This is a genomic window from Mariniflexile gromovii (assembly GCF_017814435.1).
GTDB classification, from domain to species: Bacteria; Bacteroidota; Bacteroidia; order Flavobacteriales; family Flavobacteriaceae; genus Mariniflexile; species Mariniflexile gromovii.
The window spans coordinates 192,918-217,318 of the sequence record NZ_JAGJCB010000004.1 but is presented as its reverse complement, the minus strand read 5'-3'; the positions used below and the strand labels follow the sequence as shown (position 1 = coordinate 217,318).

The following is a 24,401-nucleotide window of genomic DNA, read 5'->3' as shown; positions in this document are numbered from 1 at the left end:
AAATTAAAGATATTTTAAAAACAGTATTTTTGAATTATTAAATGAATAGTTATGATAAAAAATGTTGTTTATGTTTTACTGGCGTTTAATTTAACGCTTTTTGGTAATGCCCAAAGCAAGGTGGCATCAAAACAAAATGCTAATAACCCAAAATTAGTGGTAGGTATTGTGGTAGACCAAATGCGTTATGATTATTTAACGCGTTTTTACAATAAGTATGGCGAAGGAGGTTTTAAACGCATGATGAACGAAGGCTTTAACTGTAAAAACAACCATTACAACTATGTGCCAACTTATACAGGTCCTGGTCATGCTTCGGTTTATACGGGTACTACACCAAAATATCATGGTATTATAGGAAATGATTGGTACGATAAAGAAATTAAAAAAAGTGTGTATTGTGCGGGTGATGATAGTGTACAAGCTGTTGGTGCCGTTACCGAAGACGGACAAATGTCTCCACACCGAATGAAAGCTACTACTTTTTCAGATGAAAACCGTTTGTTTACCCAAATGCGAGGAAAAACAATTGGTATTTCCATAAAAGATAGAGGTGCTATTTTGCCAGCAGGCCATACGGCCAATGCAGCTTATTGGTTTTACGGAAAAGATAAAGGCGATTTTATAACGAGTACGTTTTATATGACTGATTTACCTAATTGGGTGAATGAATTCAATAATTCAAAAGTTGCAGAATCGTATTTGAAACCTTGGAATACACTTTATGATATTTCAACATATATAGAAAGTGGTAGTGATTTGAATGATTTTGAGGGTACATTTAAAGGAAAAGAAACAGCCACTTTCCCATACGATTTGGCTGCTCTAAAAGATGAAAATGGAGGTTTCGATATTATTAAATCAACCGCATACGGTAATAGTATTGTGGCAGATTTTGGCATAGCAGCCCTATCAGGGGAACAATTAGGGCAAGATGCCGATACCGATGTGCTTGCAGTAAGTTTTTCCAGTACCGATTATGTAGGGCATAAATTCGGAGTAAACTCAAAAGAAATTGAAGACACTTATATTCGTTTAGATAAGGATTTAGAACGTTTGTTTAATGCGCTAGATACTAAGGTTGGAAAAGGTGCATATACAGTATTTTTAACTGCAGATCATGCTGCCGTAGATGTTCCATCATATTTAAAAAGCGTAAAAATACCAGCGGGTTATGTAGATACAAATGCGTTTAAAGATAAGTTAGGTGCATTTATGCTTGCTAAATTTGGTGCTACTGATTTAATTGAAAACATAAGCAATAATCAGATATTTTTAAATAGAGTTCAAATAAATAAGCTCGATTTGGATTTAGACGACGTTCAAGAAGCGATTGTAAACGAAATTATTAGTTATGAATATATAGATAAGGCATATACGGCAACCGCTATAAACTCAACGTCGTTTACAACGGGTATCGAAGCATTGTTGCAAAAAGGACACAATCAAAAACGTTCTGGCGATGTGCTTTTTGTTTATGATGCCGCTTATATTTCATACAGCAAAACAGGGTCTACCCATGGATCTGGTTTCGATTATGATACCCATGTGCCACTTTTGTTCTTCGGAAAAGGTATTAAGCATGGTGCAACTTTCCAAAAAACCGAGATTACCGATGTGGCGCCAACCATGTCTGCACTATTAGGTATTAGCTTTCCAAACGGTGCTATTGGGCAACCCTTAGAATTTGTTTATAGATAGATGACTAAAAAATCAGTTTACTCATTAATTGCTATTCTTATTGTTTTAGGGATTTATGGGTATGAACATTTTTTAAAAGTAGAAGAAAAGGTAGAAATTGTTGCGGAAGGCGAGGAAGTTAAACAAAACACCAACGAATATTTTTTGCCCACCAGTACTACGGGGCAAATAGTGCACCATGAAGGTTATTCGCTTTCTTATAGCGAGCCACACGAGCAAGCGGAGTGGGTTGCTTATGAGCTAAAGAAATTTCACTTGTCCAATACCAATTTCAAGCGCCCCTATTTCGAGGTTGATAAAGCGGTGAAAACGGGTGCTGCCGATTGGAGGAATTACAAAAACTCAGGTTACGACCGTGGGCATTTATGTCCCGCAGGCGATAGAAGTTACAGTAAGTTTGTATATGAAGAAACTTTTTTAACCAGCAATATCAGTCCGCAAGACCACGCTTTTAACTCTGGAATTTGGAATACCTTAGAGCAAAAAATACGTTATTGGGCAAGTAAATACGATGGGGTTTTTGTGGTAACAGGCGGTGTTTTAAAAGGAAACATGAAAACCATAGGAAGCGAAAGGGTAGCAGTACCAAATCAGTTTTATAAAGTATTGATTGATAACAATTCGGGAAAAACAAAAATGATTGCCTTTTTAATGCCTCATGAAAATTCCAATAAACCACTTTATGAATTTGTGGTTTCTGTAGATTCTATTGAAAAACTAACGGGAATTGATTTTTTTCCACAATTGGACGATACTTTAGAGAATACCTTGGAAGCTTCTAGCAGTTATAAAGATTGGAGTTTTAATTAGTATTGTGTTTTAAATTTTGATTAACGATAACGGAAGTTCTATCCAAAATAATACAACAACCTTCATAATGACCAGAATTGGCTTCTAAGGTATTTGGTGGTACGCAGTTTAGATTGCCCGTATTGGTTTCAACCTCCTTAACGGTAGGTTTTAAGGTTGTTTTAGCTAAAAAGTAGATGCCAATGCAAAAAAGAAGTGTCAATCCGAACGCTTTCATGTGAATGTTTTTAAGATTTGAATTTATTAAACATTCCTTTCCAACGCAAATTTCTAATAAATTCACCTTCCTTTTCGCTTACCAAAAAGTCGATATTATCCTTTTTAGCTTTAAAATAACCGGCTATATAATCTTTAAAAAGTGAAAAACTACCTTTTTTATAAGCCAATTTTAAAGCCGAAATTAAAGTGATGAAAAAGCCATAGCGCATTTTGTACATGGCTTCACCTTGTAAATATTTTGAAGCTTTGTTATAGCTAATTCCCGTAGGTTTTAAGTGTTTTACATGCAGCGATGCATCGGTTACAAGTTTCCAGCCGTAAAACTTAGCTAGCAATTCATCAACCGTATCCCAACCCATAGATGGTTTTAGTTTGCCAATTTGTAAAAAACAGTCTTTTTTATAAGCTTTTAAAGCTCCTCTAATGTGGTCTTTTCGGGTTAAATTTTCCAATACCCAAGAACTATTTTTTTCAATATAGCAAAATCCTGCTGCCATACCAATATTCTTGTCTGCGGTAAAATGGATGGCGAGCTGTTCTAAATAATTAGTTGGGAAAATTAAATCGGCATCAAATTTACATAGCACATCATAATGCTCGTCAAGAGTTTCGTAACCTTTATAAAAAGCATTAATAATTTTTGAACCCGGTAAATGCTCGTTGGATGATTTTGAATTTACCAACTGAATCCAAGAATACTTTGCTGAATATCCTTCAACAATATCTTGTGTGTCATCTGTAGAATTATCATTCACAACCACAATACGTTTTGGTTGAAGCGTTTGTTTGACCAATGAATCTAAAGTTAATCCAATAGAACTTGCTTCGTTATGTGCTGGAATGATGATGTAAAAGTTCATTCTATAAATTTCAATATTTAAATTCCAAATCCCAATTTTAATTGAAATCTTTTGGAGTTTGGTACTTAGAATTGTTATTTGCTTATTCTTTCGGCATATACAATGTAATACCTTGGTGTAAACCAACGCAAAATGGGGCGTATTCCAATTTTTTTTGTTGGGTTTGTCCATTTTTGGCGATCTATAATTTTCCAACCGGCTTTTTCTAACAGCCAATCGAATTGCCAATCTTCAAACTCATGGTAATGTCTGTCCAGCATATCGGTTTTGCTTCTGTAAGCTGAAGAAAACCATAATTTTAAAGGAACACTGGCAACTAATTTGTTGGTTTTTATAGACTGAAGTACGGTAAATGGCGATAATAGATGTTCAAAAATTTCAAAAGCCGTAACAACGGAAGCGTTGGAATTTTCAATGGTTGAAGTATCCATATCCAAATCTTCCCCTTTGGTGTTTTCAACTTTAAAACCGCGTTGTTTCATAATATCCGAAAACGGATTTTCTACACCTAAATCTAAAATAGTTTCAGAGTTTTTTATGTGTTTCTCTAAAAATTGGAGCGTATGTTTAAAACGTTTATTAGGAAAAGTTTTCTCGTACATTAAACAGTTGAATCTTTAATATTTGTAAACAATAGCATTGATATGCATACCAGCACCAACACTTGCAAAAATAACAACATCGCCTTTTGAAAGGTTGTGGTTTTCTAATTTATTATTTCTAACTAAATCCAAAAGCGTAGGTACGGTTGCCACCGAACTATTTCCTAGTGTTTGGATGCTCATAGGCATAATATGTTCAGGAATTTCGGTTCTGTAAAGTCTGTATAAGCGTTTTAAAATCGCTTCGTCCATTTTTTCGTTGGCCTGATGAATAAAAATCTTTTTTACGTCTTTAATATCCAAGCCACTATTATCAATACATGTTTTTATAGCTTGTGGTACATGATTTAATGCGAACTCGTATATTTTTCGACCTTCCATTTTGATGTAGCGCGTATCTTTACTTAGTGTGGGGTTGTTGGAGTTTCCAAAATGTAAATAATAGGCTTCATCATAGGTGTAACTGGCAGTTTCATGTGCTAAAATACCGCCTTCATCTTCGGTTGCTTCAATAATGGTGGCACCAGCGCCATCCGAAAAAATCATGGCATCTCTATCATGTTTATCAACAACTCTTGAAAGGGTTTCGGTACCAATAACTAAGCAGCGTTTTGCTATCCCAGCTTTTATAAAAGCATTTGCTTGTATTACGCCTTCAATCCAACCGGGACAGCCAAATAAAATATCGTAAGCGATACATTTTGGGTTTTTAATGCGTAAACTGTGTTTTATTCTTGTGGCTAAACTTGGTAGCATATCACTTTGAATGGTGTTATGTTTAACATCACCAAAATTGTGTGCTACAATAATATAATCAATCGTTTCAGGGTCTATTTTGGCATCTGCTATGGCTCTTTCTGCAGCAAAAAAACCTAGATCGGATGAGTTATGGTGGTCTTTTGCATAACGCCTTTCAACAATACCTGTAATGGCTTGAAATTTTTCAATTATAACATTGTTAGGGTAATTAATTGCTGAACCATCTGTGTTTAAAAAAGTATGTTCGTGGAATGCATCGTTTTTTTCAATGGTATCTGGAATATAGCTTCCTGTACCGGTAATTTTAATATTCATAAAAAGAAAAATTTGCCTTTTTTAATTACCTATAAAAGTACGGGTTTATAATAAAAGGCAAATTTATTTTTGATCTATTTTACGATGTTCAACGACTATTTTTAGGCCTCTGCATAGGCTTCAATAGGAGCGCATGAACATATTAAATTTCGGTCTCCAAAAGCGTCATCAACACGTCTTACACTGGGCCAGAATTTGTTGTCGCGCACATAGTCAAGTGGAAAAGCAGCTTCTTCACGTGTGTATGGGTAATGCCATTCGTTGGCTGTTATCATATCTAAAGTATGTGGTGCATTCTTTAAAACATTATTGTAATCATCTTTAGAAGCAGCATCAATTTCCTTTCTAATAGAAATCATGGCATCACAAAAACGATCAATTTCAGCTTTACTTTCGCTTTCCGTAGGTTCAATCATTAAAGTTCCGGCAACAGGAAAAGACACAGTTGGTGCGTGGAAACCATAATCCATTAAACGTTTAGCGATATCGGTTACTTCAATGCCGTTGGCTTTAAATGGTCTACAATCTACAATCATTTCGTGTGCTGCACGTCCGCGCTCGCCAGAATAAAGCGTATCAAAACTTCCTTGTAAACGTTGTTTGATGTAATTGGCATTTAAGATAGCAATCTTGGTAGATTCCGTTAAACCTTCAGCTCCCAGCATTTTTATATAGCCATAGGAAATTAAACAAGCCAAAGCAGAACCATAAGGAGCTCCTGAAATAGCTGTAATGGCTTTTTCGCCGCCAACTTTTTTAACGGGGTTTCCGGGTAAAAACGGCACCAATTGTTTGGCAACACAAATAGGGCCAACGCCCGGGCCACCGCCACCATGAGGAATGGCGAATGTTTTATGTAAGTTTAAATGGCAAACATCGGCTCCAATATTTCCTGGGTTCGTTAAACCAACTTGAGCATTCATGTTGGCACCATCCATATAAACTTGACCACCATTATCGTGTATAATCTTAGTGATTTCTTTGATGGCAGATTCGTAAACGCCATGTGTAGATGGGTAGGTAACCATAAGGCAAGAAAGATGGTCTTTGTGCAAAATGGCTTTTTCGCGTAAATCATCAACATCAATATTGCCTTCAGCAGTTGATTTGGTAACAATCACTTTCATACCCGCCATAACCGCTGTGGCTGGATTGGTTCCGTGTGCTGATGATGGTATTAAGCAAATATTTCTATGGCCTTCGTTACGAGATTCATGGTACGCTTTTATAACCATTAAACCAGCATATTCACCTTGCGCACCAGAGTTTGGTTGTAAAGAAGTTGCCGCAAAACCTGTGATTTCGGTAAGTTGGTCTTCTAATTCCTTTAAAACCGTTAGATAACCTTGTGCTTGTCTTTTAGGAACAAACGGATGGATGTTAGCCCACTTAAAGATGCTTAGAGGCAACATCTCTGAAGCGGCATTAAGCTTCATGGTACAAGAGCCTAAAGAAATCATAGAATGGTTTAACGCTAAATCTTTACGTTCTAAAGATTTTATATAACGCATCAATTCGGTTTCAGAATGGTAGGTGTTAAAAACATCAAGCGTTAAGAAATCTGATTTTCTTTTTAGTGTTTCTGAAATATTATCGCTTTCTGAAATAGTGCTGATGGTGATGGTTTCTTTTTCGGCAGCTTCAGCAAAAACAGAAATTAAATAATTTATATCTCTAACCGAAGTTGTTTCATTTAAGGAAATAGTAACCGTTTCCTTGTCTGGATAAAATAAGTTAACCTTTTTTTCTTTGGCTATACGTTTGATTTTTTTAGAATCGGTTTTTATTTGAAGTGTATCAAAATACGATGTGTTTACTTGTGTATACCCCAAGGTTTTTAAAGCAGCAGCTAGTGTTGATGCTGTATTATGAACTTTATTGGCTATAAATTTTAAGCCTTTTGGTCCGTGATATACGGCATACATACTCGCCATAACCGCCAATAAAACTTGGGCGGTACAAATGTTTGAGGTTGCCTTATCGCGTTTTATATGTTGCTCACGGGTTTGCAAGGCCATACGTAAAGCTCTGTTTCCATCCGTATCTTTGGTTACGCCAATAATACGCCCAGGAATATCACGTTTATAGGCTTCTTTGGTTGCAAAATAAGCGGCATGCGGACCACCATATCCCATAGGGATTCCAAAGCGTTGCGTTGTGCCCACAACTACATCAGCACCAAATTTACCAGGGGCTTCCAATTTTACCAAACTTAAAATATCGGCAGCTACGGCTACTTTTATTTGAGCATCGTTTGCATTACTTATGAATGTTTTAATATCGGTAACTTGTCCGTCTTTTCCTGGGTATTGTAAAATTGCACCAAAATATTCTGAAGAAAAATCAAAAGTTTCTTCCTTGCCAACTACCAATTCAACACCAATAGGAGTCGATCTGGTTTGTAATAACGATAAAGTTTGTGGCAATATATTTTCTGAAACAAAAAATTTGTTGACGTTGTTTTTCTTTTGCTCACGTTCACGAACAGCAAATAACAAACTCATAGCTTCGGCAGCAGCGGTACTTTCATCAAGCAACGATGCATTGGCTATTTCCATACCTGTTAAATCCATCACCATGGTTTGGTAGTTTAACAATGCTTCCAATCTGCCTTGGGCAATTTCAGCTTGATAAGGCGTGTAAGCAGTGTACCAACCTGGGTTTTCAAGGATGTTACGTTGAATAACGGCTGGTAAAATGGTAGGATGATAACCCAAACCTATATAAGTTTTATAGGCTTTGTTTAGTTTAGATAAATCGTGAATATGAAGCAAATATTCGTACTCAGTCATCGGTTCATCTAAATTTAAACCATTTTTTAAACGGATATCATCTGGAATGGTTTCGTAAATTAACTGGTCTAAAGAATCAACACCAATAGTTTCTAACATAAGTTTTTGGTCTTCTTCTCTAGGGCCAATATGACGCAATGCAAAAGCGTTTGTATTCATTAAATGGAAATTGTTTATATAATTCGCAAAAATACAGAATATAAAACGTGTTTTATTGCATATAATGGAAAGTTTTTAACCATTTAAGGGCTTTATTAACACTGTACGAAACCTATTGCTTAAATTTGTAAAATGAAGATGTTAAAACAGCTTTTAAATTTCTACATAAACAGTAGTGTTCATGTGGCTTTAGCGGTATTTTCGTTAACGTGGATTACACTTTTGGAGTTCGATATTTTTTATGATGAAAACTTGTTGTTTTTTGTGTTTTTTGCATCTATAACAGGCTATAATTTTGTAAAGTATTTTGGTATTGCCAAATTTCACCACAGAAGTTTAGCAAATTGGTTGAAAGCCATACAAATTTTCTCGTTTTTTAGCTTTTTATTGATGTGTTATTATGCTTCTAAATTGAATATGAATACTCTTATTTATATTGCTGGATTTGGACTTGTAACATTTTTATATGCCATTCCGTTTTTGCCCAAACATTTGTTTATAGATAACCATAATAATTTAAGAAATGTAGGGGGTTTAAAAGTGTACCTTATTGCATTGGTGTGGACCGGAGTTACTGTTTTTTTGTCCCTGTTAAATAATCAATACCCCATGCAAGCAGATGTGCTGTTTACGGCTTTTCAGCGGTATGTTTTTATAATTGTATTGATGTTGCCTTTTGAAATACGGGATTTAAAGTACGATAGTTTAAAACTTGCTACCATTCCGCAGAAAATAGGCGTGAAGTTTACAAAAATTATGGGTGTTTTATTATTAGTCGTATTTTTCTTTTTAGAATTTTTTAAGGACGATGTTGGCGTAAACAAATTAATTGTTTTTGCAGTCATATCAATAATAACAGGGTTGTTTTTAGTGTGCTCTAAAAAGAGTCAAGGAAATTATTACAGTTCGTTTTGGGTAGAAGGTTTGCCCATTCTGTGGCTAATAATGTTGCTTTTGTTCAGTTGATAGATGTTTCTTTAATGGCTTTATCCAACTCTTTTTTCATGTTTTCTTTACACTTTTTATCTAAACACACAACATTTGCCTTTTTAATGGTATGGGTAAGTTTTGCGTTGTTTTTAGAATATTTTCTGCAAGCTCTACAGATAATTAAGTGAAGATTTAACTTAATTTTTTCCCATAAAGAAGCATTTTTATATTGCGATTTATCGCAAACATGATTTGCTTCATTGCATTTCAACATCAGTTTAATTTTATCACTCATAATCAAAACCAATTTTCTTTTAAACATTCTGCCATAGCGGTTCTTGCTCTGTGTATAATTACCCAAAGGTTAGACGCTGTAATATTCAGTTCATTACAAATTACTTCGGTTTCATAGCCTTCAATGGTTTTCATTCTAAAAACTTCAGCTTGTTTTTCTGGTAATTTACTTAAACAATTAAGAATGGCATCACCAAGTTCTTCATTTTGCATGGTGTCTTCAGCAGTTTTATCAAACGGATCAGCCACACGTTCTTCTAACCAATCGCCCTCAGATTCACTATCGTCATTATAAGCAATGCGCACTTCCGCTTTCCCTTTATTCGAATTGATTTTCCGGTAATGATCAATAATTTTTCGTTTTAAAATGGAGATGAGCCACGTGCGTTCGCTAGCTTCACCTTTAAAATTTTTCATCGATTTTAATGCAGCCAAAAAAGTATCTTGCACCAAATCTTGCGCAATGTCCCTATCGCTCACACGGGTAACCGTGTAGTTAAATAGATAATCGGAATATAAATCGATCCATTTATTTGGATTAATTTCATGGTTAGGCATTGTTGCGCAATTTTTTGTTAATCAAAAATAGGGTAAAAAAATGAATAATTATTGTTCTTTTGCAATTCATCCCTTTAAGCTAAAATCCGACTAAGCTCCATGTTGTTTTTTGGGAGTTACCACAAGGGTCGGGCTTTCCGCTATATCTTTTTTGCCTAAAGCAAAAAAGGATGCCGCTGCAATCCCTAACGCAAAACCCGTTTGAATATCATGTTTTCAATTTTCATTTAAAATAAATAATAAAAAAGACAAGACTAAAATAGAACCAGAATAGAGAAAATAAAATATGTATTGATGTTTCAAATTTTTTACCCTTCCATAATTTTGGTGAATAAATAAAGAACTGTATGTACAATCTTATTGACCAAAATATAGCAAAGGCTAAAGCTATTTTTCTTCCAAGATTGGTGTCAATAATTTCATTAGCAGATGTTACACAAAGCAATCCCATTAAAAAAACTGTTAAAGCAATGAAAAAGGTGTGAACAGTCATCATTTGCCTATTTAATAAGCTCAAAGTGTTTAGTTCTGCATTCCAATTAAAGTACTTTGGAAAACCAATATGTATTAATGCCAAAACGATTAAAAGTGTACCTATAATGTAAAGATGAATATGCATGATAATTTTGGTTTGTGTCAAGGAATAGAATTAAAAATTGACATAAAAGGTGTGAATTTCGTTTCCGTAAATTCTGAAAACCCTGCACTTATAAATGCGCTTTTCCAGACCTTACGAGAGAAAAAATGTGTAAACCCAATTGAGAAAGCAAAAAAATTGGTAAGGTCCCGCAAATGTTCCACCATAATAACTTGTCCATTGGGTTTGCAAACTCTTCTACATTCTTTTAAAAACTGAATTTTTTCTTCATGCAATCTTATTTCATGAGCAGCAGAAAGTAAAAATATTATGTCTATTGAATTATCTTCAAGAGGTAAAGTATTCGATTTTATTTCTTGAGTATTTGGGTAAACCAAACTTACTTTTCTAGCCCTTATTATAGCAGGTTCTGTATGTAGTTTTGCATTATAAAAATCAAATACTTTTAAATCAGATTCGGGAAAATTGTTTTTTAATATAAAGCTAGTTTCATCAAAACCAGCGTTGATATTAACTATTTTGTTCGTTTTTGAATCTGTTTTTTTTAAATTATTTAACCATTTAAAATCATAATACCCAGAAAAATCATAAACAATAGCTGAAACAATTAATGGCATGAATAAACCATAAATAAATGCAGTAATAATAATCCAAAGTAAAAGATCAGACCATTTAAATATATAAGGGCTTAAAATAATTAGTGTTAGCATAGCCATTCCCCAAACATAAAAATGCCTATTAAAACTTAAAATATTTAAAACACCTTGAAATTTTTTTCTTTTTATTTCCATGATTCAATTTTTCCTTTTTTCCAATAATATGGAATGTTTTTAATTATAAATGCATTTGCTAAAACTGGTTTTTCAGTTTTTAATGTATTTAAAAAGTTAATATCATAATTAATAACGTTTACAGGTGTAGGTTTCCAATTTTGTCTTACACCTTGAATAATTAAAACTTCTTTTTTTGTTTTGTTGTAAGTAAAAGTAAATGGTAAAGGTCCTGCGAAACGTCGTGCTTCTTTCCAGTTTTCAAATGGAGAAAATTTTGGTAAAGGAATGTTTTGGTTTTCATTGTTATCTATCTTGATTCTGAAGTTTGATCTATTTGAAATAATTTCAATTGTATCAGCTTCAATAATTTTATTAATATCGGTGGTTTTATAGTTGTAATGAGTAAAAATATTACCCATAACAGTCATTTTTTTCATATCTGTTTCCGATTTCAAAATGTATAAACCACGTATGCGTTTGCCTTTAGTGTTAGTGTATCTAACAAAAACACGATAACCAATTAAAAAGAAGTCATTCCCAATAAATTTAGGAGTGCCTTTAGGGCGTAAATTTTTTGTCTGCACCATAGCAATTGCCACAAAAGCCCATTTATCTTGAAACGTATCTAATTCTAAACATTCAGGTATTAAACCTTGTAATTGCTCTTTTGGAATTGCAAATGTTAAAACAAGCGAACTCTCAAAAAAAGCTTCAACAGCAAATGGGTGTTTTTTTAAAAATGAAAGCATTATAAAGAAGTTTTTTTGTTAAAATAAAATGCATTATAATAGACCATCAAGATTAAGATGGATGCAAATATAATATTGTATCTACCCCAAAGCAGTAAATTGGGAACTAAAATAAACTCCAGAATATTCATAGTTGCAATAACTACTATTTGAATTACAGCATTTAGTTTAGGTTTTATATTGCTTAAAATCCATATAGCCATAATCACTTCAAAAATGCCAATCAATATGGTTAAAGGTTTAGAATACTCGCTTCCTAAAATTCTTGAAACGATTTGTTCGTGCCTTGGAACAAAATTTAAGATTTTACAAAATAGCCCGTTTAGAATCCAAACTGTGGCAATAAAATATTTTATTACATTCATATCTGTATTTTAAACTTTCAGAAATTATTGAAAGTATAGTTTAAATTTTTTTATGTGAATAATTTTAATAATGATTTTGTAATCCAGTTTTGTTGTTGGTTTACAAGTTTGTTAATCATAGCATCTGCGGTTTCCGTTAAATCGTGTAGCGCTTTTGTTTGCTTAATTAATTCTTTAGTTTTTTCGGTACCGTCATCTTCAATGGAAGACACCTCATTTAAAACTTTAATTACAGGTTTAATTTCTCTTCGGCTACGTTCTTTTGCAACAATTCGAGCTAATTCCTGTACCTCTTTTTCGGTAGAGAAATACTCTTTACGTTCACCTGGAATAAGTTCTTTGGTTACAATCCCCCAATCCATTAGCTGGCGTAAGTTCATGCTTGTATTTCCACGTGAAATTTGAAGTTCTTCCATAATCTCTTCCATCGATAATGGCTTGGTTGAAATAAATAACAAGGCTTGAATTTGAGCCATGGCTTTATTAATACCCCAGAGCGTACCTAAACTTCCCCAAGTGCTTATAAATTTTATTTTAGCTTCTTCGTAATTCATAGTACAAATATATAATAATTTTTAAACTTTCAATAATTATTGAAAGTTTATTTTGTTTACTATTTTTATTATCTTTAGAATATGGATAAAGAATATAACAGACGAGATATTTTAAAGCTATCTGGACTTGCGGGATTAGGGTTAGTTTTAACACCAATGTTTTCATCATTTAATATTAAAGACAAAGTGTTATTAAGAAAAATTCCTTCGTCTAATCAGTTATTGCCAGTAATTGGTTTAGGAACATGGCAAACTTTTGATGTTGATAATTCAGAACCCGAAAGGGAAATACTCTCAAAGGTTTTGTTTGAAATGAATAAATTAGGAGGACAGGTCATTGATACTTCACCAATGTATGGGAGTTCTGAACGTGTAGTTGGTAGCTTGACCCATAATCAAGATTTTGAAGATAATTTATTTTATGCAACAAAAGTTTGGACAAGTGGGAAGGAGTCGGGAATTAACCAAATGGAAACCTCTTTTAAGTTAATGCAAAGAGAAAAAATGGATTTAATGCAAATCCATAATTTAGTCGATTATAAAACACATATTAAGACACTTAGAGATTGGAAAGAAAAAGGTAAAATTAAATATTGGGGTATTACGCATTATACTGATTCTTCTCATCCTGAACTAGAAAAAGTAATTCAAAGTGAAAAACCAGATTTTGTTCAATTTAATTATTCTATTTTATCACGTAATTCGGAAAAATCACTTTTTGAGACTATTAGGAAATATAATACGGCAACCTTAATTAATAGACCTTTTGAAACCGGGAATTTGTTTAGAGCAACTAAAGGAAAAGAAATCCCCATTTGGGCAAAAGATTATGGAATAAACAGTTGGGGACAATATTTTTTAAAGTTCATATTGTCCAATGAATTGGTTACTTGTGTCATTCCAGGAACATCAAAACCTCACCATATGATTGATAACATGATGGCTGGTTATGGAAAAATGCCTGATGCTAAAACAAGGGAGCTAATGTATAATTACATTAAGAATCTATAAATTACTATTAGGGTTTATTCCTTCAATAATCCTGCACGTCTCAATAAAGCTTCAGGTTGCGGTTCTTTGCCTCTAAAACGTTTGTAAAGCGCCATAGGGTCTTCCGTTCCGCCTTGCGAAAGCACGTTATTTTTAAATTTGGTAGCGGTGTCTTTATTAAAAATACCGGTTTCCTTAAAATATTCAAAAGCATCGGCATCTAAAACTTCGGCCCATTTATAACTGTAATACCCTGAAGAGTAGCCACCTTGAAAGATGTGCGAAAACGAGGTGCTCATACAAGTTTCAGGTGTTTCAGGATATAATGTGGTGTTTTCAAAAGCGTTCAATTCATGCGCTTTTACGTTGGCAATACCAGTGGGGTCTTGCCCGTGCCAACTCATATCCAATAAACCAAAACTTATTTGGCGCAAGGTTTGTATCCCTTGATGGAATGTGGCCGATTCCTTTATCTTTTCCACTAAATCCATTGGAATCACTTCACCCGTTTCATAATGTTTAGCGAATAATTCCAAGGCTTCCTTTTCGTAGCACCAGTTTTCCATAACTTGACTTGGCAGTTCCACAAAGTCCCAAAAAACCGAAGTGCCCGACAAACTCGGGTAGGTGGTGTTGGCTAACATACCGTGTAAGGCATGCCCGAACTCGTGAAACAAGGTGGTGACTTCATTAAAAGTTAGTAACGATGGTTTGCTTTTTGTTGGTTTTGTAAAATTACAAACTATAGATATATGGGGTCTGTCGTTTTTGCCATCTTTTACAGATTGCGGCTTATAAGAGGTCATCCACGCACCATTGCGTTTTCCGGCTCTTGGAAAGAAATCGGCATAAAAAATAGAGATGAAATCGCCATCGCTATTGGTAACTTTATACGTTAAAACATCTTCATGGTATTTGTCAATATCCTTAATTTCTTCAAAGTTTAAATCGAATAATTTTTTGGCAACTGTAAAAGCACCATCAATCACGTTTTCTATTTTGAAATAAGGCTTTAGCAACTCATCATCAAGATTGAATAATTTTTGCTTTAATTTTTCAGAATAATAGGAAGCATCCCACTTTTCAAGTTGTTCAATACTATCTAATTCCTTTGCGAAATTTTGAAGGTTTTTAAATTCTTCGTTTGCGGCGGGTTTTGCCTTTTCAAGGAGTTCATTTAAAAAGCCTTCTACTTTGGTTGGTGTTTTTGCCATACGCTCTTCTAAAACAAAATGCGCATGGGTTTTGTATCCCAATAAGTTGGCGCGTTGAAACCTAAGTTTGGCTATTTTTAGAACAATGTCTTGGTTGTCTAAATCATCATTATTAAAGCCTTTACTACCTGCGGCAAGTGTTATTTTTTTTCGGAGGTCTCTATTGTCGGCATAAGTAACAAATGGAATGTAGCTTGGATAATCTAAAGTGAACAACCAGCCTTCTTTGTCTTTGCTTTCTGCCAATTGTTTTGCGGCTTCCATAGCACCTTCCGGTAATCCTGATAGTTCTTTTTCATCCGTAATCAGCATCTCGAATTTGTTGGTTTCGGCAAGAACGTTTTCTCCAAATTTCAACTTCAATTTACTTAATTCTTTGTCAATTTCACGGAGTTTTTCTTTTTTGTCATCTGGCAAATTAGCCCCGTTTCTAGAAAAGCTTTTGTATTTTTTATCAAGAAGTGTTTGTTGTTCGGTATTTAAATTCAAACTGCTTTTAGAATCGTAAACCGATTTTATACGTTTGAAAAGGGCTTCGTTTAAAGTGATATCATTGCTGAATTCAGACAATAATGGTGATACTTCTTGAGCTATTTTTTGAATAGCATCGTTGGTTTCAGCCGAATTCAAATTGAAAAATATGCTCGAAACCCTATCTAATTGTTCACCTGAAAATTCCAAGGCTTCAATCGTGTTTTTAAACGTTGGTTCTTCAGAATTATTAGCAATAGCATCAATTTCAGCCTTAGCTTCTTCAATACATTGTTTGAAAGCAGGAAGGAAATCTTCATTCTTAATTTTTGAAAAAGGTGCTGTATTATAAGGCGTTTGGAACGATTTTAGTAAGAGATTGGATGTCATTTTATAATAGATATATTAAAAAAATAAAATTTATTATGCATACATAATAAATTTTTTATATTTTTGCCGCACAATTTGAAGAGTGACTAACTCATAAAATTATTCTTAATAGCTAAAAAACCTCGAGATTCCCCTCGAGGTTTTTTTTATTTTAAATCTTTAGCCGATTCAAGAACAATTTGTTTTAAAGATTCTTTATAGTCAATTATTTTATTTAAGATAGCAGGGTTGTTAGAACCAATAATTTGCGCAGCTAATATACCTGCATTTTTGGCACCGTTTAAAGCAACCGTAGCTACGGGTACACCTCCTGGCATTTGTAGAATGGATAGCACAGAATCCCAACCATCAATAGAATTACTGCTTTTTACAGGCACTCCAATTACAGGAAGTGGTGATAATGAAGCGATCATACCAGGTAAATGGGCTGCACCACCCGCACCGGCAATAATAACGGCAAAGCCTTTGGTGTGTGCATGTTTACCGTAATCAAATAGTTTTTCCGGGGTGCGGTGCGCCGAAACAATATCAACTTCCACTTCAATATTAAAATCTCTTAATACATCAATAGCGTCTTGCATTACTGGCAAATCGCTTTTGCTTCCCATTATAACTCCTACTTTATTCATAAAATTCCAAATTTTAAATTCCAAATTCCGTATTAATCTAAGATAATTGGATTTTGGTACTTGTTTTTTCTGATTTATTCACTTATAACTCTAATTGTTTTCTTAACTTCCTCGGCAACACGTCGCGCTTCATTTAAATCTTCATTCACAATGGTTACGTGCCCCATTTTTCTGAAAGGTCTGGTTTGTTTTTTACCGTAAATATGGGGCGTCACACCATAAAGGTTCATGATGGATGCAATGTTTTCATAAACTACATTCCCCGAAAAGCCTTCAGCACCAACCAAATTTACCATAACACCACCCACTTTACTGTCGGTTCTTCCTAAAGGTAAATCTAGAATAGCACGCAAATGTTGTTCGAATTGCGAGGTATAACTCGCTTCAATGGTTTGGTGGCCAGAATTATGAGGTCTTGGTGCTACTTCATTTATTAAAATATCGTCGTTTTGCGTTTGAAACATTTCAACAGCCAATAACCCGACATGATTAAATGCTTTTGATGTTTTTAGAGCAATTTCTCTGGCTTTGTTTGCTACATCATCGGATATTCTAGCAGGACAAATAACGTATTCCACTTGGTTTGCTTCTGGATGAAATTCCATTTCTACAACAGGAAATGTTTTGGTTTCCCCTGAAGGGTTTCGTGCTACAATTACTGCCAATTCATTTTTAAAAGGCACTAAAGTTTCTGCTATACACTCACCTTTGGGTAAATTTTCCAAATCGGAAATCTGCCTCACCACTTTTACACCATTGCCATCATAACCAAACTGCGCTGCTTTCCAAACAAACGGAAATTGTAAACCGCCGTTATTTATGGCGTCTTCAATTTCAGAAAGATAGGCGAAGCGAGAAAATGGGGCTGTTGGTAAATTATGGTCAACATAAAACAACTTTTGAGTTGCTTTGTTTTGAATGGTTCGAAGGGTTTTAGACGATGGATATACTTTTTTCCCATCTTTTTCAAGCGCTTCCAAAGCATCAACATTTACGTTTTCAATTTCTATAGTAAGCACATCAACTTGTTTTCCGAAGTTATAAACCGCATCAAAATCCATTAAATCACCTAAATGAAATTCATTACTGGCAATTTTACAAGGGGCTTCATTACTGCCGTCTAAAACACAGGTATAAATATCAAATTTTCGGGTGTCGTTAAGTAGCATTTTACCTAATTGACCACCACCAAGAATACCGAGTTTAAAATTTGAAGAAAAATAGTTCATGCTTTTATTAATGCTAAAAATCGTTAATTGTATGGCAAAAATACACTTAAATCTTAAAATAGTCTCGAATTCGTAAACCAAAAATCGTAATTAGGCAATCTATTGATTATCTTTGCCCCTTTCAAAAATAACTAACTGTGATAAAGCTACACGACAAATATTTTAAACCATTTATTTCGGCTAAAGAAATAGATGCGGCTATGCAGCGTATGGCTAATGACATAGCGGACGATATTGGAGACGAAATTCCAGTGTTTGTGGGTATTTTAAATGGCTCATTTATGGTAGTGAGCGATTTTGTAAAAAAGTACCCAAAACCATGTGAGGTAACGTTTATTAAATTGGCATCTTATGAAGGTGTTAAATCTACCGAAGACATTCAAAGGTTAATAGGCCTAACGCAAGATTTAACAGGACGTACGGTGGTTATTTTAGAAGATATTATTGATACGGGCAATACGTTGGCAGAGGTACACCGCATTTTTAAGAATGAAGAAGTAAAATCATTAAAAATTGCAACTTTATTTTACAAACCCGAAGCTTATAAAAAAGATTTTAAACTACACTATATAGGTATCGAAATCCCTAATAAATTTATAGTTGGCTACGGCCTAGACTATAATGGGTTGGGGAGAAATATACCAGAAGTCTATCAAATAAAAGAAACACAATTCATGACAAATTTAGTACTATTTGGACCTCCAGGAGCAGGAAAAGGAACGCAAGCAGAATTTTTAAAAGACAAGTACAATTTAGTACATATCTCTACGGGCGATGTTTTTAGATTTAATATTAAAAACGAAACAGCTTTGGGTATGTTGGCTAAATCTTACATGGATAAAGGCGCGTTGGTTCCAGATCAAGTAACAATAGATATGCTAAATGCTGAAGTTGAAAAAAACTCTGGGGCAAAAGGTTTTATTTTTGATGGATTTCCACGTACCAATGCACAAGCTGAGGCTTTAGATAAATTATTGGAAAGCAAAGATTCTTCAATAAATGCCATGGTTGCATTGGAAGTTGATGATGAAATTTTAGTTGAACGTCTTATTGGTAGAGGAAAAACCAGTGGGCGTGCCGATGATGCCGATGAGTCCATCATTCGTAACAGAATTAAAGAATATTACGATAAAACCGCTATTTTAAAAGATTACTATTCGGCACAAAATAAATACTACGGTGTTGATGGCGTTGGTAGTATTGAAGATATTACGGTGCGTTTGAGTGGTGTTATTGATAAACTTTAAGAGATGTTTGTAGTTAAGTTGTTTGTCGTTAAGTCGACTCTTTAACTTCGGCTTAACAACTAAACAACAAACAAATAAACAATTAAGATGACCGAGGGAAATTTTGTTGATTACGTAAAAATGTACGTTAGCTCTGGTAACGGAGGTAAAGGATCGTCGCATTTACACCGCGAAAAATTTATTGAAAAAGGAGGTCCCGATGGGGGCGATGGTGGTCGTGGTGGTCACGTTATTCTACGAGGCAATGAAAACCTTTGGACACTTCTTCATTTAAAGTTTAAAAAACACATACGTGCTGGCCATGGCGAACATGGTGGCAGTAGCCGCAGTTTTGGTGCCGATGGCGCCGATGAATATGTTGAAGTGCCGCTAGGAACCGTTGTTCGAGATACCGAAACCAACGAAATTATTTTTGAAATTACTAAACACGGTGAAGAAAAAATCATTGCCGAAGGCGGTAAAGGTGGTTTGGGCAACTGGCATTTTAGAACTGCCACGAACCAAACGCCGCGTTACGCACAACCAGGTATTCCGCATGAGGAAAAGCATATTACTTTAGAGTTAAAAGTGCTTGCCGATGTGGGGCTGGTAGGTTTCCCGAATGCCGGAAAATCGACTTTGCTTTCTGTGGTAACTTCAGCAAAACCAAAAATTGCCGATTACGAATTTACCACCCTAAAACCCAATTTAGGCATTGTAAAGTATCGCGATTTCCAAACCTTTGTAATGGCAGATATTCCTGGAATTATTGAAGGGGCAGCCGAAGGTCGTGGACTCGGGCATTACTTTTTACGCCATATCGAGCGTAATTCTATTTTGCTGTTTTTAATCCCAGCCGATGCACCCGATATTAAAAAACAATACGATATTCTGTTGGATGAGTTACGTCGTTACAACCCAGAAATGCTGGATAAAGACCGCATCATTGCCATATCAAAATGCGATATGTTGGACGAGGAACTTAAAGCAGAATTAAAAGAATTATTGGATAACGAGTTGCCAATTCCGTATCTGTTCATTTCCTCGGTTGCGCAACAGGGCATCACACAGTTGAAAGACACACTTTGGAAAATGTTGAACGATTAATTTTTTGTTTATAACAATTTTTAAAAAGCTCTTAATTTTATTAAGAGCTTTTTAATTTTATAGAAAACAGTAAAAATGAAGTTCTATAAACTACATGATTCCATTTCAAAGGAATGTTTGCCTAATGTTAAATTGAAAGCTGAATATTTTTGGCATTATTGGGATTTTTTATTCACAGATAATAGAGATTTGATTTTAGTTAATGAACCAAAATTTTCTTCCCAGATTTCATTGATTAGCAAGGTGGAAAAACATTTAGAATGGAATAGTGGGATTAATTGTAAAAAACTACTGAAATATTTTAATCACCATAGTTATTTCCATAAACAAAATATACTTTTAAGAAGTAACGATAAATTATCGAATGAGATTCAAAGCATAAAAAAAAGAATTGAAAATAAAGAAGAAGGTGTTGATGATTCAAAATATTTATCTTTTTCCGAAAGAGAAAGATTGAGGAATGCATTTAAAAATCTTAGGAATGATTTTTTTGATTTAAATATATTTCCCGGCATATTAATAGGTAAATTGTTAAATACTATTTTCAGCAAAAAGAATTTAGACAAAAATTGTAAGCAAGATTTGAAGTTTTTGAGTAATTCTATTATTGATCTATTTGTTTTAAAAGGTTACTCTTTAGCTTTTATTAAAGGATTGTTAAGTAATACCATATTTAACCCTTCAAATAAGTTCAATTTTAGATATGAAAAAAATTCTGCTGACTTTGACTCATATGAACTGTGGAAAGAATATGTTTCAGAACAATTTAAACTTTTATCGCTAAAAGATAGAATTAATTATTTAGAATTTTTTTTAAAAGAACCACAGCACAAAGGTTTTTATATTTTCAAAATAGAAGGAGTAGACTTTCAATCAGAACCAATAGAAATATTTGAATCTACTTTTTACAACCCAAAAAAAAATAAAATTCTCAATTTTTATAAAACTGATAAATCAAAAATTAGAGAAGAAGACTTTAATTACTATTCTAATTGTGAGTTGTTCAATGAAAATTATTATGAGATTAATGATTCAACTAAGGAGAATTCTACTTGTAATTTAATTATACCAACTAAATATAATACTGAAGATATCGACCATTTTGATTCATTTAAGTTTCCAACAAAGTCTTTTATTGAAGCTTATAGTAGAGCGGAAATTTCGCTTTTAGAATTTAAAAGATGTCTTAAGTCCTTTTCAATTGAACATTTTTATGATGAGAAATTAACTAATGTTAGATTGTCAAAACATAGTATATTGGTAGATGAAAAATATAATTATCATAAAATATCTAATAACAAAGAGTCTAGTAAAATAACATTTAGGTTAGATGATATAAGAAAGAGTATGTTAGATGAACTATTAATATTTAAGAATAATATTAAATCGCAAAACTCTTTTTCGATACACTTGGCAAATAGTAATGCTTTGATAGCGAGTAATAAACTTGAATATCATAAACTTAATTTTAAATCTTTATGGATAGAGTGTGTTGAACCATATTTTGATAACACAGATGAGTTTATAGATTTTGCGAAAAAATGTATTAGAATAAGGACAAATTTTTTCACCAATTATAGGATTTTGTTATCCAATGCTTTAAGCGAAAATTTTTCTTTTTATAGAGTATATTCTTTAGACCAAAGTAAAATGGATGAAATTGGGTTGGGTAAAGTTAATATAGGAGAAAGTATTATTGGTGATGTCTTGGAAAAGAAAATTGAATTACTACCATGTGGTTCAATGTTATGTGAATTTAAAGATGAGATGAGATCTTACGTAAAAGATAAATCATCTTTTTTTATTGAAATAGATAAGTGGATATCTAATACAATTAGGGTAGCTTATGACGAAAGAAACATCGAAGTTCATTACAATATTGTAGATTATTATAATGATGTATCTATTAAAAAAGATATTCTATTTATTATTTCTTGTATTATAGGGACTTTTAATGATGCAATTTTTAAGTATAATGTGAGTTCTTCAAAAGGAGCTAAAAAATATGTTGACAACACATTACATGATTTGAAAAAAGGATGCTAATCACCAAATAATTTTTGATTAACTTTATAGTAAAAAATAAAGTTATGAAAGTCTTTATAGCCCTATTCTTAATAGTTTTAATGGTTTCCTGTGCGCCTATTCGTGTAAATACCGATTTTGAAAAGGGAACCGATTTTAGCAAATACAAAACCTATAGCTATTATGGCGATATGAAAACCGGTTTAAGCGAACTCGATACCAAACGGTTTTTAGATGCCCTCGATGCAAAAATGGCAGCCAAAGGTTTTTCATTTTCCGAAACCCCAGATTTTTTAGTTGATATAAAAAGTAACGAATACCAAGAAGCTCAGCGCAGTAATGTGGGCGTTGGTTTAGGTGGTGGCGGTGGAAATGTGGGAGGAGGCATCTCTATTGGGTTGCCTATTGATCAAGCTAATATTAACCGACAAATTATTATCGATTTTGTAGATGAAAATGGCAAAGGTTTATTTTGGCAAGCGGTAAGCGCATCGAGTTTTAACCCCAATGCATCCCCCGAAAAAAGGGAGCAACTATTTAACGCTATTGCTGAAAAAGTGTTAACCCAGTATCCACCAAAACAATAAAATTCCTGCAAAAGCAGGAATCTAAATACCCAAAAGGATTTTTTTCGGATGTATTAATAGACGGTTTTAGTTTTTAACCAATTTTTTACTGGCAATAAGCGTAGTTCCTGTATAGAAATTAGCTAAATAAATTCCAGTGCTTAAATGGCTAATATCAACCTCATTGGTTTGGTAATTGTTTATTAAAACTGTTTTAATCTTTTTCCCATCTAAACTAACAATATCAATCTTCAAGATAGCATCTTTGTCACTTTCAAAGGCAAAGTTCACCAATGTACTTGTTGGGTTTGGATACATGGCAATATGGTATTTTGCCATTTCACTCGTAATGTCCTTAATGCCAAGTGCAGAATTGTCAATAGTCCAAGTTACGGTATATACATGGAAACTGTCGTGGTTGTCAACTTTCAAAAGTCCGGTGGCATCGTTTACGGCAACCGTTAGTGTATTCATTCCAGTGTTCAAATCGGTTTCTAAAATACTTACATCATCTACATCATTAGCAAAATCCAATGCGTTTAAGGTCCATTTGCTTTTTAAGGTGTTCGGGTTGGGTTTTATTAAGTTCAGATGAAAATCGATTGGAAAAGAAGGACTGTTTATTGTATTGGAAACAGGGGTGTAAGAATCAATAGGAGACACCAAGCTATGGATCTTTTCTATTATCCCTTCTTTGCAAACCGAACAGAAAGGATAGCCTAAGTAGCGCATTTTGCAAGCTTGATGCGGTCTGTACCAATTGGCGGCATATCCCGTTGTATTGTACTGGTAAATACCAATGCCATTTCCGTTCAACCAATTTTTCCATTTTATAAAACTAGGATTCGATTCTTGGGTCATATTGATGGCTTCATTAAAATAAATTTCATCTAGCGGAAAATATTCATCTTTTAAGTTCGCAAAGGAGTGTCCTAATTCATGGATAGCAACTTCTACCGCGCTAACGCCACTTTCTACACCTTTGGAGGCCATTGGGAATTCGCCACCCGAACCACCGTAAACCGTCGAGTTTACTAAAATCAACCCTTGGTCGTACGTTGGGTAATTATCAGCTAAAACATTGTATGTTTTTGCTTGGGTGTTATTGGCTGCATTTCCATCAATTTCATAATAAAGCAACCTGTGATAACCATAAGAATCGAATGTGGCGTTAAAATAAGTATCAACTGTTCTTACAGGGGTTTTGGGTTCTGTAACATCAATGGCCGTTCCTGGGTGGTCTGCACCACTTTCATTTGATGGTACTTTTAGAATATGAACATTAAAATAATTGGCATATTCTTTAAAAGGCGATTGGTTAAACAAGGTATTTGTAAAGTTTACGGCATCTGTTTTAAATTGTGCCAGTTCGGTTACTTGATAGCCATCACTTAAAATAACCAAATTGATTCTTTTATCATCATTTTCAAAATTCTTGATGGTTTCCTTATCAAAAACTTGAGCAGATGCATGCTGGAAACCAATCAATAAAATAATGCGTAGAAGATGTTTCATT

Annotated in this window: 23 protein-coding genes; 8 read left to right on the top strand and 15 right to left on the bottom strand. The window is 33.9% G+C overall.

Translation table 11 applies throughout. The features are described 5' to 3' along the window. The first annotated feature begins 51 nt into the window (after window positions 1-51). Both pafA and J8H85_RS06470 read left to right on the top strand, forming a co-directional pair. Entirely contained in the window at window positions 52-1,701 is a 1,650-nt protein-coding gene (gene pafA, locus J8H85_RS06475) for an alkaline phosphatase PafA (RefSeq protein ID WP_209653759.1), read from the top strand. Beyond that, the gene (locus tag J8H85_RS06470; protein ID WP_209653757.1) at window positions 1,702-2,511 is read left to right on the top strand and encodes a DNA/RNA non-specific endonuclease; all 810 of its coding nucleotides are present in this window, start codon (window positions 1,702-1,704) and stop codon (window positions 2,509-2,511) included. Here J8H85_RS06470 and J8H85_RS06465 read toward each other — a convergent pair. From J8H85_RS06465 to gcvP, 5 genes are all read right to left on the bottom strand, one after another. Continuing rightward, window positions 2,504-2,728, bottom strand: a complete 225-nt coding sequence (locus J8H85_RS06465) for a hypothetical protein (protein WP_209653755.1) — start codon at window positions 2,726-2,728, stop codon at window positions 2,504-2,506. The two genes, J8H85_RS06470 and J8H85_RS06465, sit on opposite strands and share 8 nt — an antisense overlap. Before the next feature lie 10 nt (window positions 2,729-2,738). Further along, window positions 2,739-3,590 (bottom strand): glycosyltransferase, encoded by an 852-nt coding sequence (locus J8H85_RS06460; RefSeq protein ID WP_209653754.1) that lies wholly within the window; start codon window positions 3,588-3,590, stop codon window positions 2,739-2,741. Window positions 3,591-3,664: 74 nt separating this feature from the next. Then, a complete protein-coding gene (locus J8H85_RS06455; RefSeq protein ID WP_209653751.1) occupies window positions 3,665-4,192 on the bottom strand; it encodes a methyltransferase domain-containing protein in 528 nt (175 codons plus the stop codon). A gap of 15 nt (window positions 4,193-4,207) precedes the next feature. Next, entirely contained in the window at window positions 4,208-5,266 is a 1,059-nt protein-coding gene (locus J8H85_RS06450; protein ID WP_209653749.1) for a 3-oxoacyl-ACP synthase III family protein, read from the bottom strand. Window positions 5,267-5,367: 101 nt separating this feature from the next. Beyond that, window positions 5,368-8,217 (bottom strand): aminomethyl-transferring glycine dehydrogenase, encoded by a 2,850-nt coding sequence (gene gcvP, locus J8H85_RS06445; protein WP_209653747.1) that lies wholly within the window; start codon window positions 8,215-8,217, stop codon window positions 5,368-5,370. A 132-nt stretch (window positions 8,218-8,349) separates the two neighbouring features. On the opposite strand from gcvP, the gene J8H85_RS06440 reads away from it, so the two are divergent. Further along, complete coding sequence (locus J8H85_RS06440) at window positions 8,350-9,183, top strand: UbiA prenyltransferase family protein (RefSeq protein WP_209653746.1); 834 nt, start codon at window positions 8,350-8,352, stop codon at window positions 9,181-9,183. Here J8H85_RS06440 and J8H85_RS06435 read toward each other — a convergent pair. From J8H85_RS06435 to J8H85_RS06410, 6 genes are all read right to left on the bottom strand, one after another. After that, window positions 9,176-9,442 carry an anti-sigma factor family protein gene (locus tag J8H85_RS06435; protein ID WP_245243742.1) on the bottom strand — a complete coding sequence of 89 codons (267 nt, stop codon included), beginning with the start codon at window positions 9,440-9,442 and terminating at the stop codon, window positions 9,176-9,178. The two genes, J8H85_RS06440 and J8H85_RS06435, sit on opposite strands and share 8 nt — an antisense overlap. Before the next feature lie 2 nt (window positions 9,443-9,444). After that, window positions 9,445-9,999, bottom strand: coding sequence for a sigma-70 family RNA polymerase sigma factor (locus tag J8H85_RS06430; protein WP_209653744.1), 555 nt, complete (start codon window positions 9,997-9,999; stop codon window positions 9,445-9,447). 636 nt (window positions 10,000-10,635) lie between these two features. Next, on the bottom strand, window positions 10,636-11,388 hold the full coding sequence (locus J8H85_RS06425) for a class I SAM-dependent methyltransferase (RefSeq protein ID WP_209653743.1): 753 nt from the start codon (window positions 11,386-11,388) through the stop codon (window positions 10,636-10,638). Beyond that, window positions 11,379-12,119 carry a DUF2071 domain-containing protein gene (locus J8H85_RS06420; RefSeq protein ID WP_209653742.1) on the bottom strand — a complete coding sequence of 247 codons (741 nt, stop codon included), beginning with the start codon at window positions 12,117-12,119 and terminating at the stop codon, window positions 11,379-11,381. Before J8H85_RS06420 ends, J8H85_RS06425 begins: the two co-directional genes overlap by 10 nt. After that, the gene (locus tag J8H85_RS06415; RefSeq protein ID WP_209653741.1) at window positions 12,119-12,484 is read right to left on the bottom strand and encodes a DoxX-like family protein; all 366 of its coding nucleotides are present in this window, start codon (window positions 12,482-12,484) and stop codon (window positions 12,119-12,121) included. Before J8H85_RS06415 ends, J8H85_RS06420 begins: the two co-directional genes overlap by 1 nt. 50 nt (window positions 12,485-12,534) lie before the next feature. Further along, complete coding sequence (locus J8H85_RS06410; protein ID WP_209653740.1) at window positions 12,535-13,038, bottom strand: GbsR/MarR family transcriptional regulator; 504 nt, start codon at window positions 13,036-13,038, stop codon at window positions 12,535-12,537. Between the two features lie 81 nt (window positions 13,039-13,119). On the opposite strand from J8H85_RS06410, the gene J8H85_RS06405 reads away from it, so the two are divergent. After that, entirely contained in the window at window positions 13,120-14,049 is a 930-nt protein-coding gene (locus J8H85_RS06405; protein WP_209653738.1) for an aldo/keto reductase, read from the top strand. Between the two features lie 14 nt (window positions 14,050-14,063). Here J8H85_RS06405 and J8H85_RS06400 read toward each other — a convergent pair whose 3' ends face one another. From J8H85_RS06400 to J8H85_RS06390, 3 genes are all read right to left on the bottom strand, one after another. Continuing rightward, window positions 14,064-16,103 (bottom strand): M3 family metallopeptidase, encoded by a 2,040-nt coding sequence (locus J8H85_RS06400; protein ID WP_209653736.1) that lies wholly within the window; start codon window positions 16,101-16,103, stop codon window positions 14,064-14,066. 146 nt (window positions 16,104-16,249) lie between these two features. Further along, window positions 16,250-16,732, bottom strand: a complete 483-nt coding sequence (gene purE / locus J8H85_RS06395) for a 5-(carboxyamino)imidazole ribonucleotide mutase (protein ID WP_209653734.1) — start codon at window positions 16,730-16,732, stop codon at window positions 16,250-16,252. A gap of 74 nt (window positions 16,733-16,806) precedes the next feature. Beyond that, the gene (locus J8H85_RS06390; RefSeq protein WP_209653732.1) at window positions 16,807-17,961 is read right to left on the bottom strand and encodes a 5-(carboxyamino)imidazole ribonucleotide synthase; all 1,155 of its coding nucleotides are present in this window, start codon (window positions 17,959-17,961) and stop codon (window positions 16,807-16,809) included. 137 nt (window positions 17,962-18,098) lie between these two features. Between J8H85_RS06390 and J8H85_RS06385 the strand changes: the two genes are divergently transcribed. The 4 genes from J8H85_RS06385 (at window position 18,099) to J8H85_RS06370 (ending at window position 22,906) form a co-directional block, all read left to right on the top strand. Then, complete coding sequence (locus tag J8H85_RS06385) at window positions 18,099-19,208, top strand: adenylate kinase (RefSeq protein ID WP_209653730.1); 1,110 nt, start codon at window positions 18,099-18,101, stop codon at window positions 19,206-19,208. A gap of 87 nt (window positions 19,209-19,295) precedes the next feature. Continuing rightward, window positions 19,296-20,294, top strand: coding sequence for a GTPase ObgE (gene obgE, locus J8H85_RS06380; protein WP_209653728.1), 999 nt, complete (start codon window positions 19,296-19,298; stop codon window positions 20,292-20,294). Window positions 20,295-20,369: 75 nt separating this feature from the next. Beyond that, window positions 20,370-22,340: a hypothetical protein gene (locus J8H85_RS06375; RefSeq protein ID WP_209653719.1), complete on the top strand. Its 1,971-nt coding sequence runs from the start codon at window positions 20,370-20,372 to the stop codon at window positions 22,338-22,340. A gap of 44 nt (window positions 22,341-22,384) precedes the next feature. After that, window positions 22,385-22,906, top strand: a complete 522-nt coding sequence (locus tag J8H85_RS06370; protein WP_209653717.1) for a DUF4136 domain-containing protein — start codon at window positions 22,385-22,387, stop codon at window positions 22,904-22,906. Window positions 22,907-22,972: 66 nt separating this feature from the next. Here the strand turns inward: J8H85_RS06370 and J8H85_RS06365 are convergent, their stop codons facing one another. Then, window positions 22,973-24,400: a T9SS type A sorting domain-containing protein gene (locus J8H85_RS06365; RefSeq protein ID WP_209653715.1), complete on the bottom strand. Its 1,428-nt coding sequence runs from the start codon at window positions 24,398-24,400 to the stop codon at window positions 22,973-22,975. Window position 24,401 lies beyond the last annotated feature (1 nt).

Bases quoted from the DNA above. Each gene is read 5' to 3' on its own strand.
- J8H85_RS06375 (WP_209653719.1), top strand. From the start codon at position 20,370: ATGAAGTTCTATAAACTACATGATTCCATTTCAAAGGAATGTTTGCCT.
- pafA (WP_209653759.1), top strand. From the start codon at position 52: ATGATAAAAAATGTTGTTTATGTTTTACTGGCGTTTAATTTAACGCTT.
- J8H85_RS06455 (WP_209653751.1), bottom strand. From the start codon at position 4,192: ATGTACGAGAAAACTTTTCCTAATAAACGTTTTAAACATACGCTCCAA.
- purE (WP_209653734.1), bottom strand. From the start codon at position 16,732: ATGAATAAAGTAGGAGTTATAATGGGAAGCAAAAGCGATTTGCCAGTA.
- J8H85_RS06450 (WP_209653749.1), bottom strand. From the start codon at position 5,266: ATGAATATTAAAATTACCGGTACAGGAAGCTATATTCCAGATACCATT.
- J8H85_RS06390 (WP_209653732.1), bottom strand. From the start codon at position 17,961: ATGAACTATTTTTCTTCAAATTTTAAACTCGGTATTCTTGGTGGTGGT.
- J8H85_RS06425 (WP_209653743.1), bottom strand. From the start codon at position 11,388: ATGGAAATAAAAAGAAAAAAATTTCAAGGTGTTTTAAATATTTTAAGT.
- J8H85_RS06370 (WP_209653717.1), top strand. From the start codon at position 22,385: ATGAAAGTCTTTATAGCCCTATTCTTAATAGTTTTAATGGTTTCCTGT.
- J8H85_RS06400 (WP_209653736.1), bottom strand. From the start codon at position 16,103: ATGACATCCAATCTCTTACTAAAATCGTTCCAAACGCCTTATAATACA.
- obgE (WP_209653728.1), top strand. From the start codon at position 19,296: ATGACCGAGGGAAATTTTGTTGATTACGTAAAAATGTACGTTAGCTCT.
- J8H85_RS06430 (WP_209653744.1), bottom strand. From the start codon at position 9,999: ATGCCTAACCATGAAATTAATCCAAATAAATGGATCGATTTATATTCC.
- J8H85_RS06365 (WP_209653715.1), bottom strand. From the start codon at position 24,400: ATGAAACATCTTCTACGCATTATTTTATTGATTGGTTTCCAGCATGCA.
- J8H85_RS06440 (WP_209653746.1), top strand. From the start codon at position 8,350: ATGAAGATGTTAAAACAGCTTTTAAATTTCTACATAAACAGTAGTGTT.
- J8H85_RS06420 (WP_209653742.1), bottom strand. From the start codon at position 12,119: ATGCTTTCATTTTTAAAAAAACACCCATTTGCTGTTGAAGCTTTTTTT.
- J8H85_RS06435 (WP_245243742.1), bottom strand. From the start codon at position 9,442: ATGAGTGATAAAATTAAACTGATGTTGAAATGCAATGAAGCAAATCAT.
- J8H85_RS06405 (WP_209653738.1), top strand. From the start codon at position 13,120: ATGGATAAAGAATATAACAGACGAGATATTTTAAAGCTATCTGGACTT.
- J8H85_RS06470 (WP_209653757.1), top strand. From the start codon at position 1,702: ATGACTAAAAAATCAGTTTACTCATTAATTGCTATTCTTATTGTTTTA.
- J8H85_RS06410 (WP_209653740.1), bottom strand. From the start codon at position 13,038: ATGAATTACGAAGAAGCTAAAATAAAATTTATAAGCACTTGGGGAAGT.
- J8H85_RS06465 (WP_209653755.1), bottom strand. From the start codon at position 2,728: ATGAAAGCGTTCGGATTGACACTTCTTTTTTGCATTGGCATCTACTTT.
- J8H85_RS06460 (WP_209653754.1), bottom strand. From the start codon at position 3,590: ATGAACTTTTACATCATCATTCCAGCACATAACGAAGCAAGTTCTATT.
- J8H85_RS06415 (WP_209653741.1), bottom strand. From the start codon at position 12,484: ATGAATGTAATAAAATATTTTATTGCCACAGTTTGGATTCTAAACGGG.
- gcvP (WP_209653747.1), bottom strand. From the start codon at position 8,217: ATGAATACAAACGCTTTTGCATTGCGTCATATTGGCCCTAGAGAAGAA.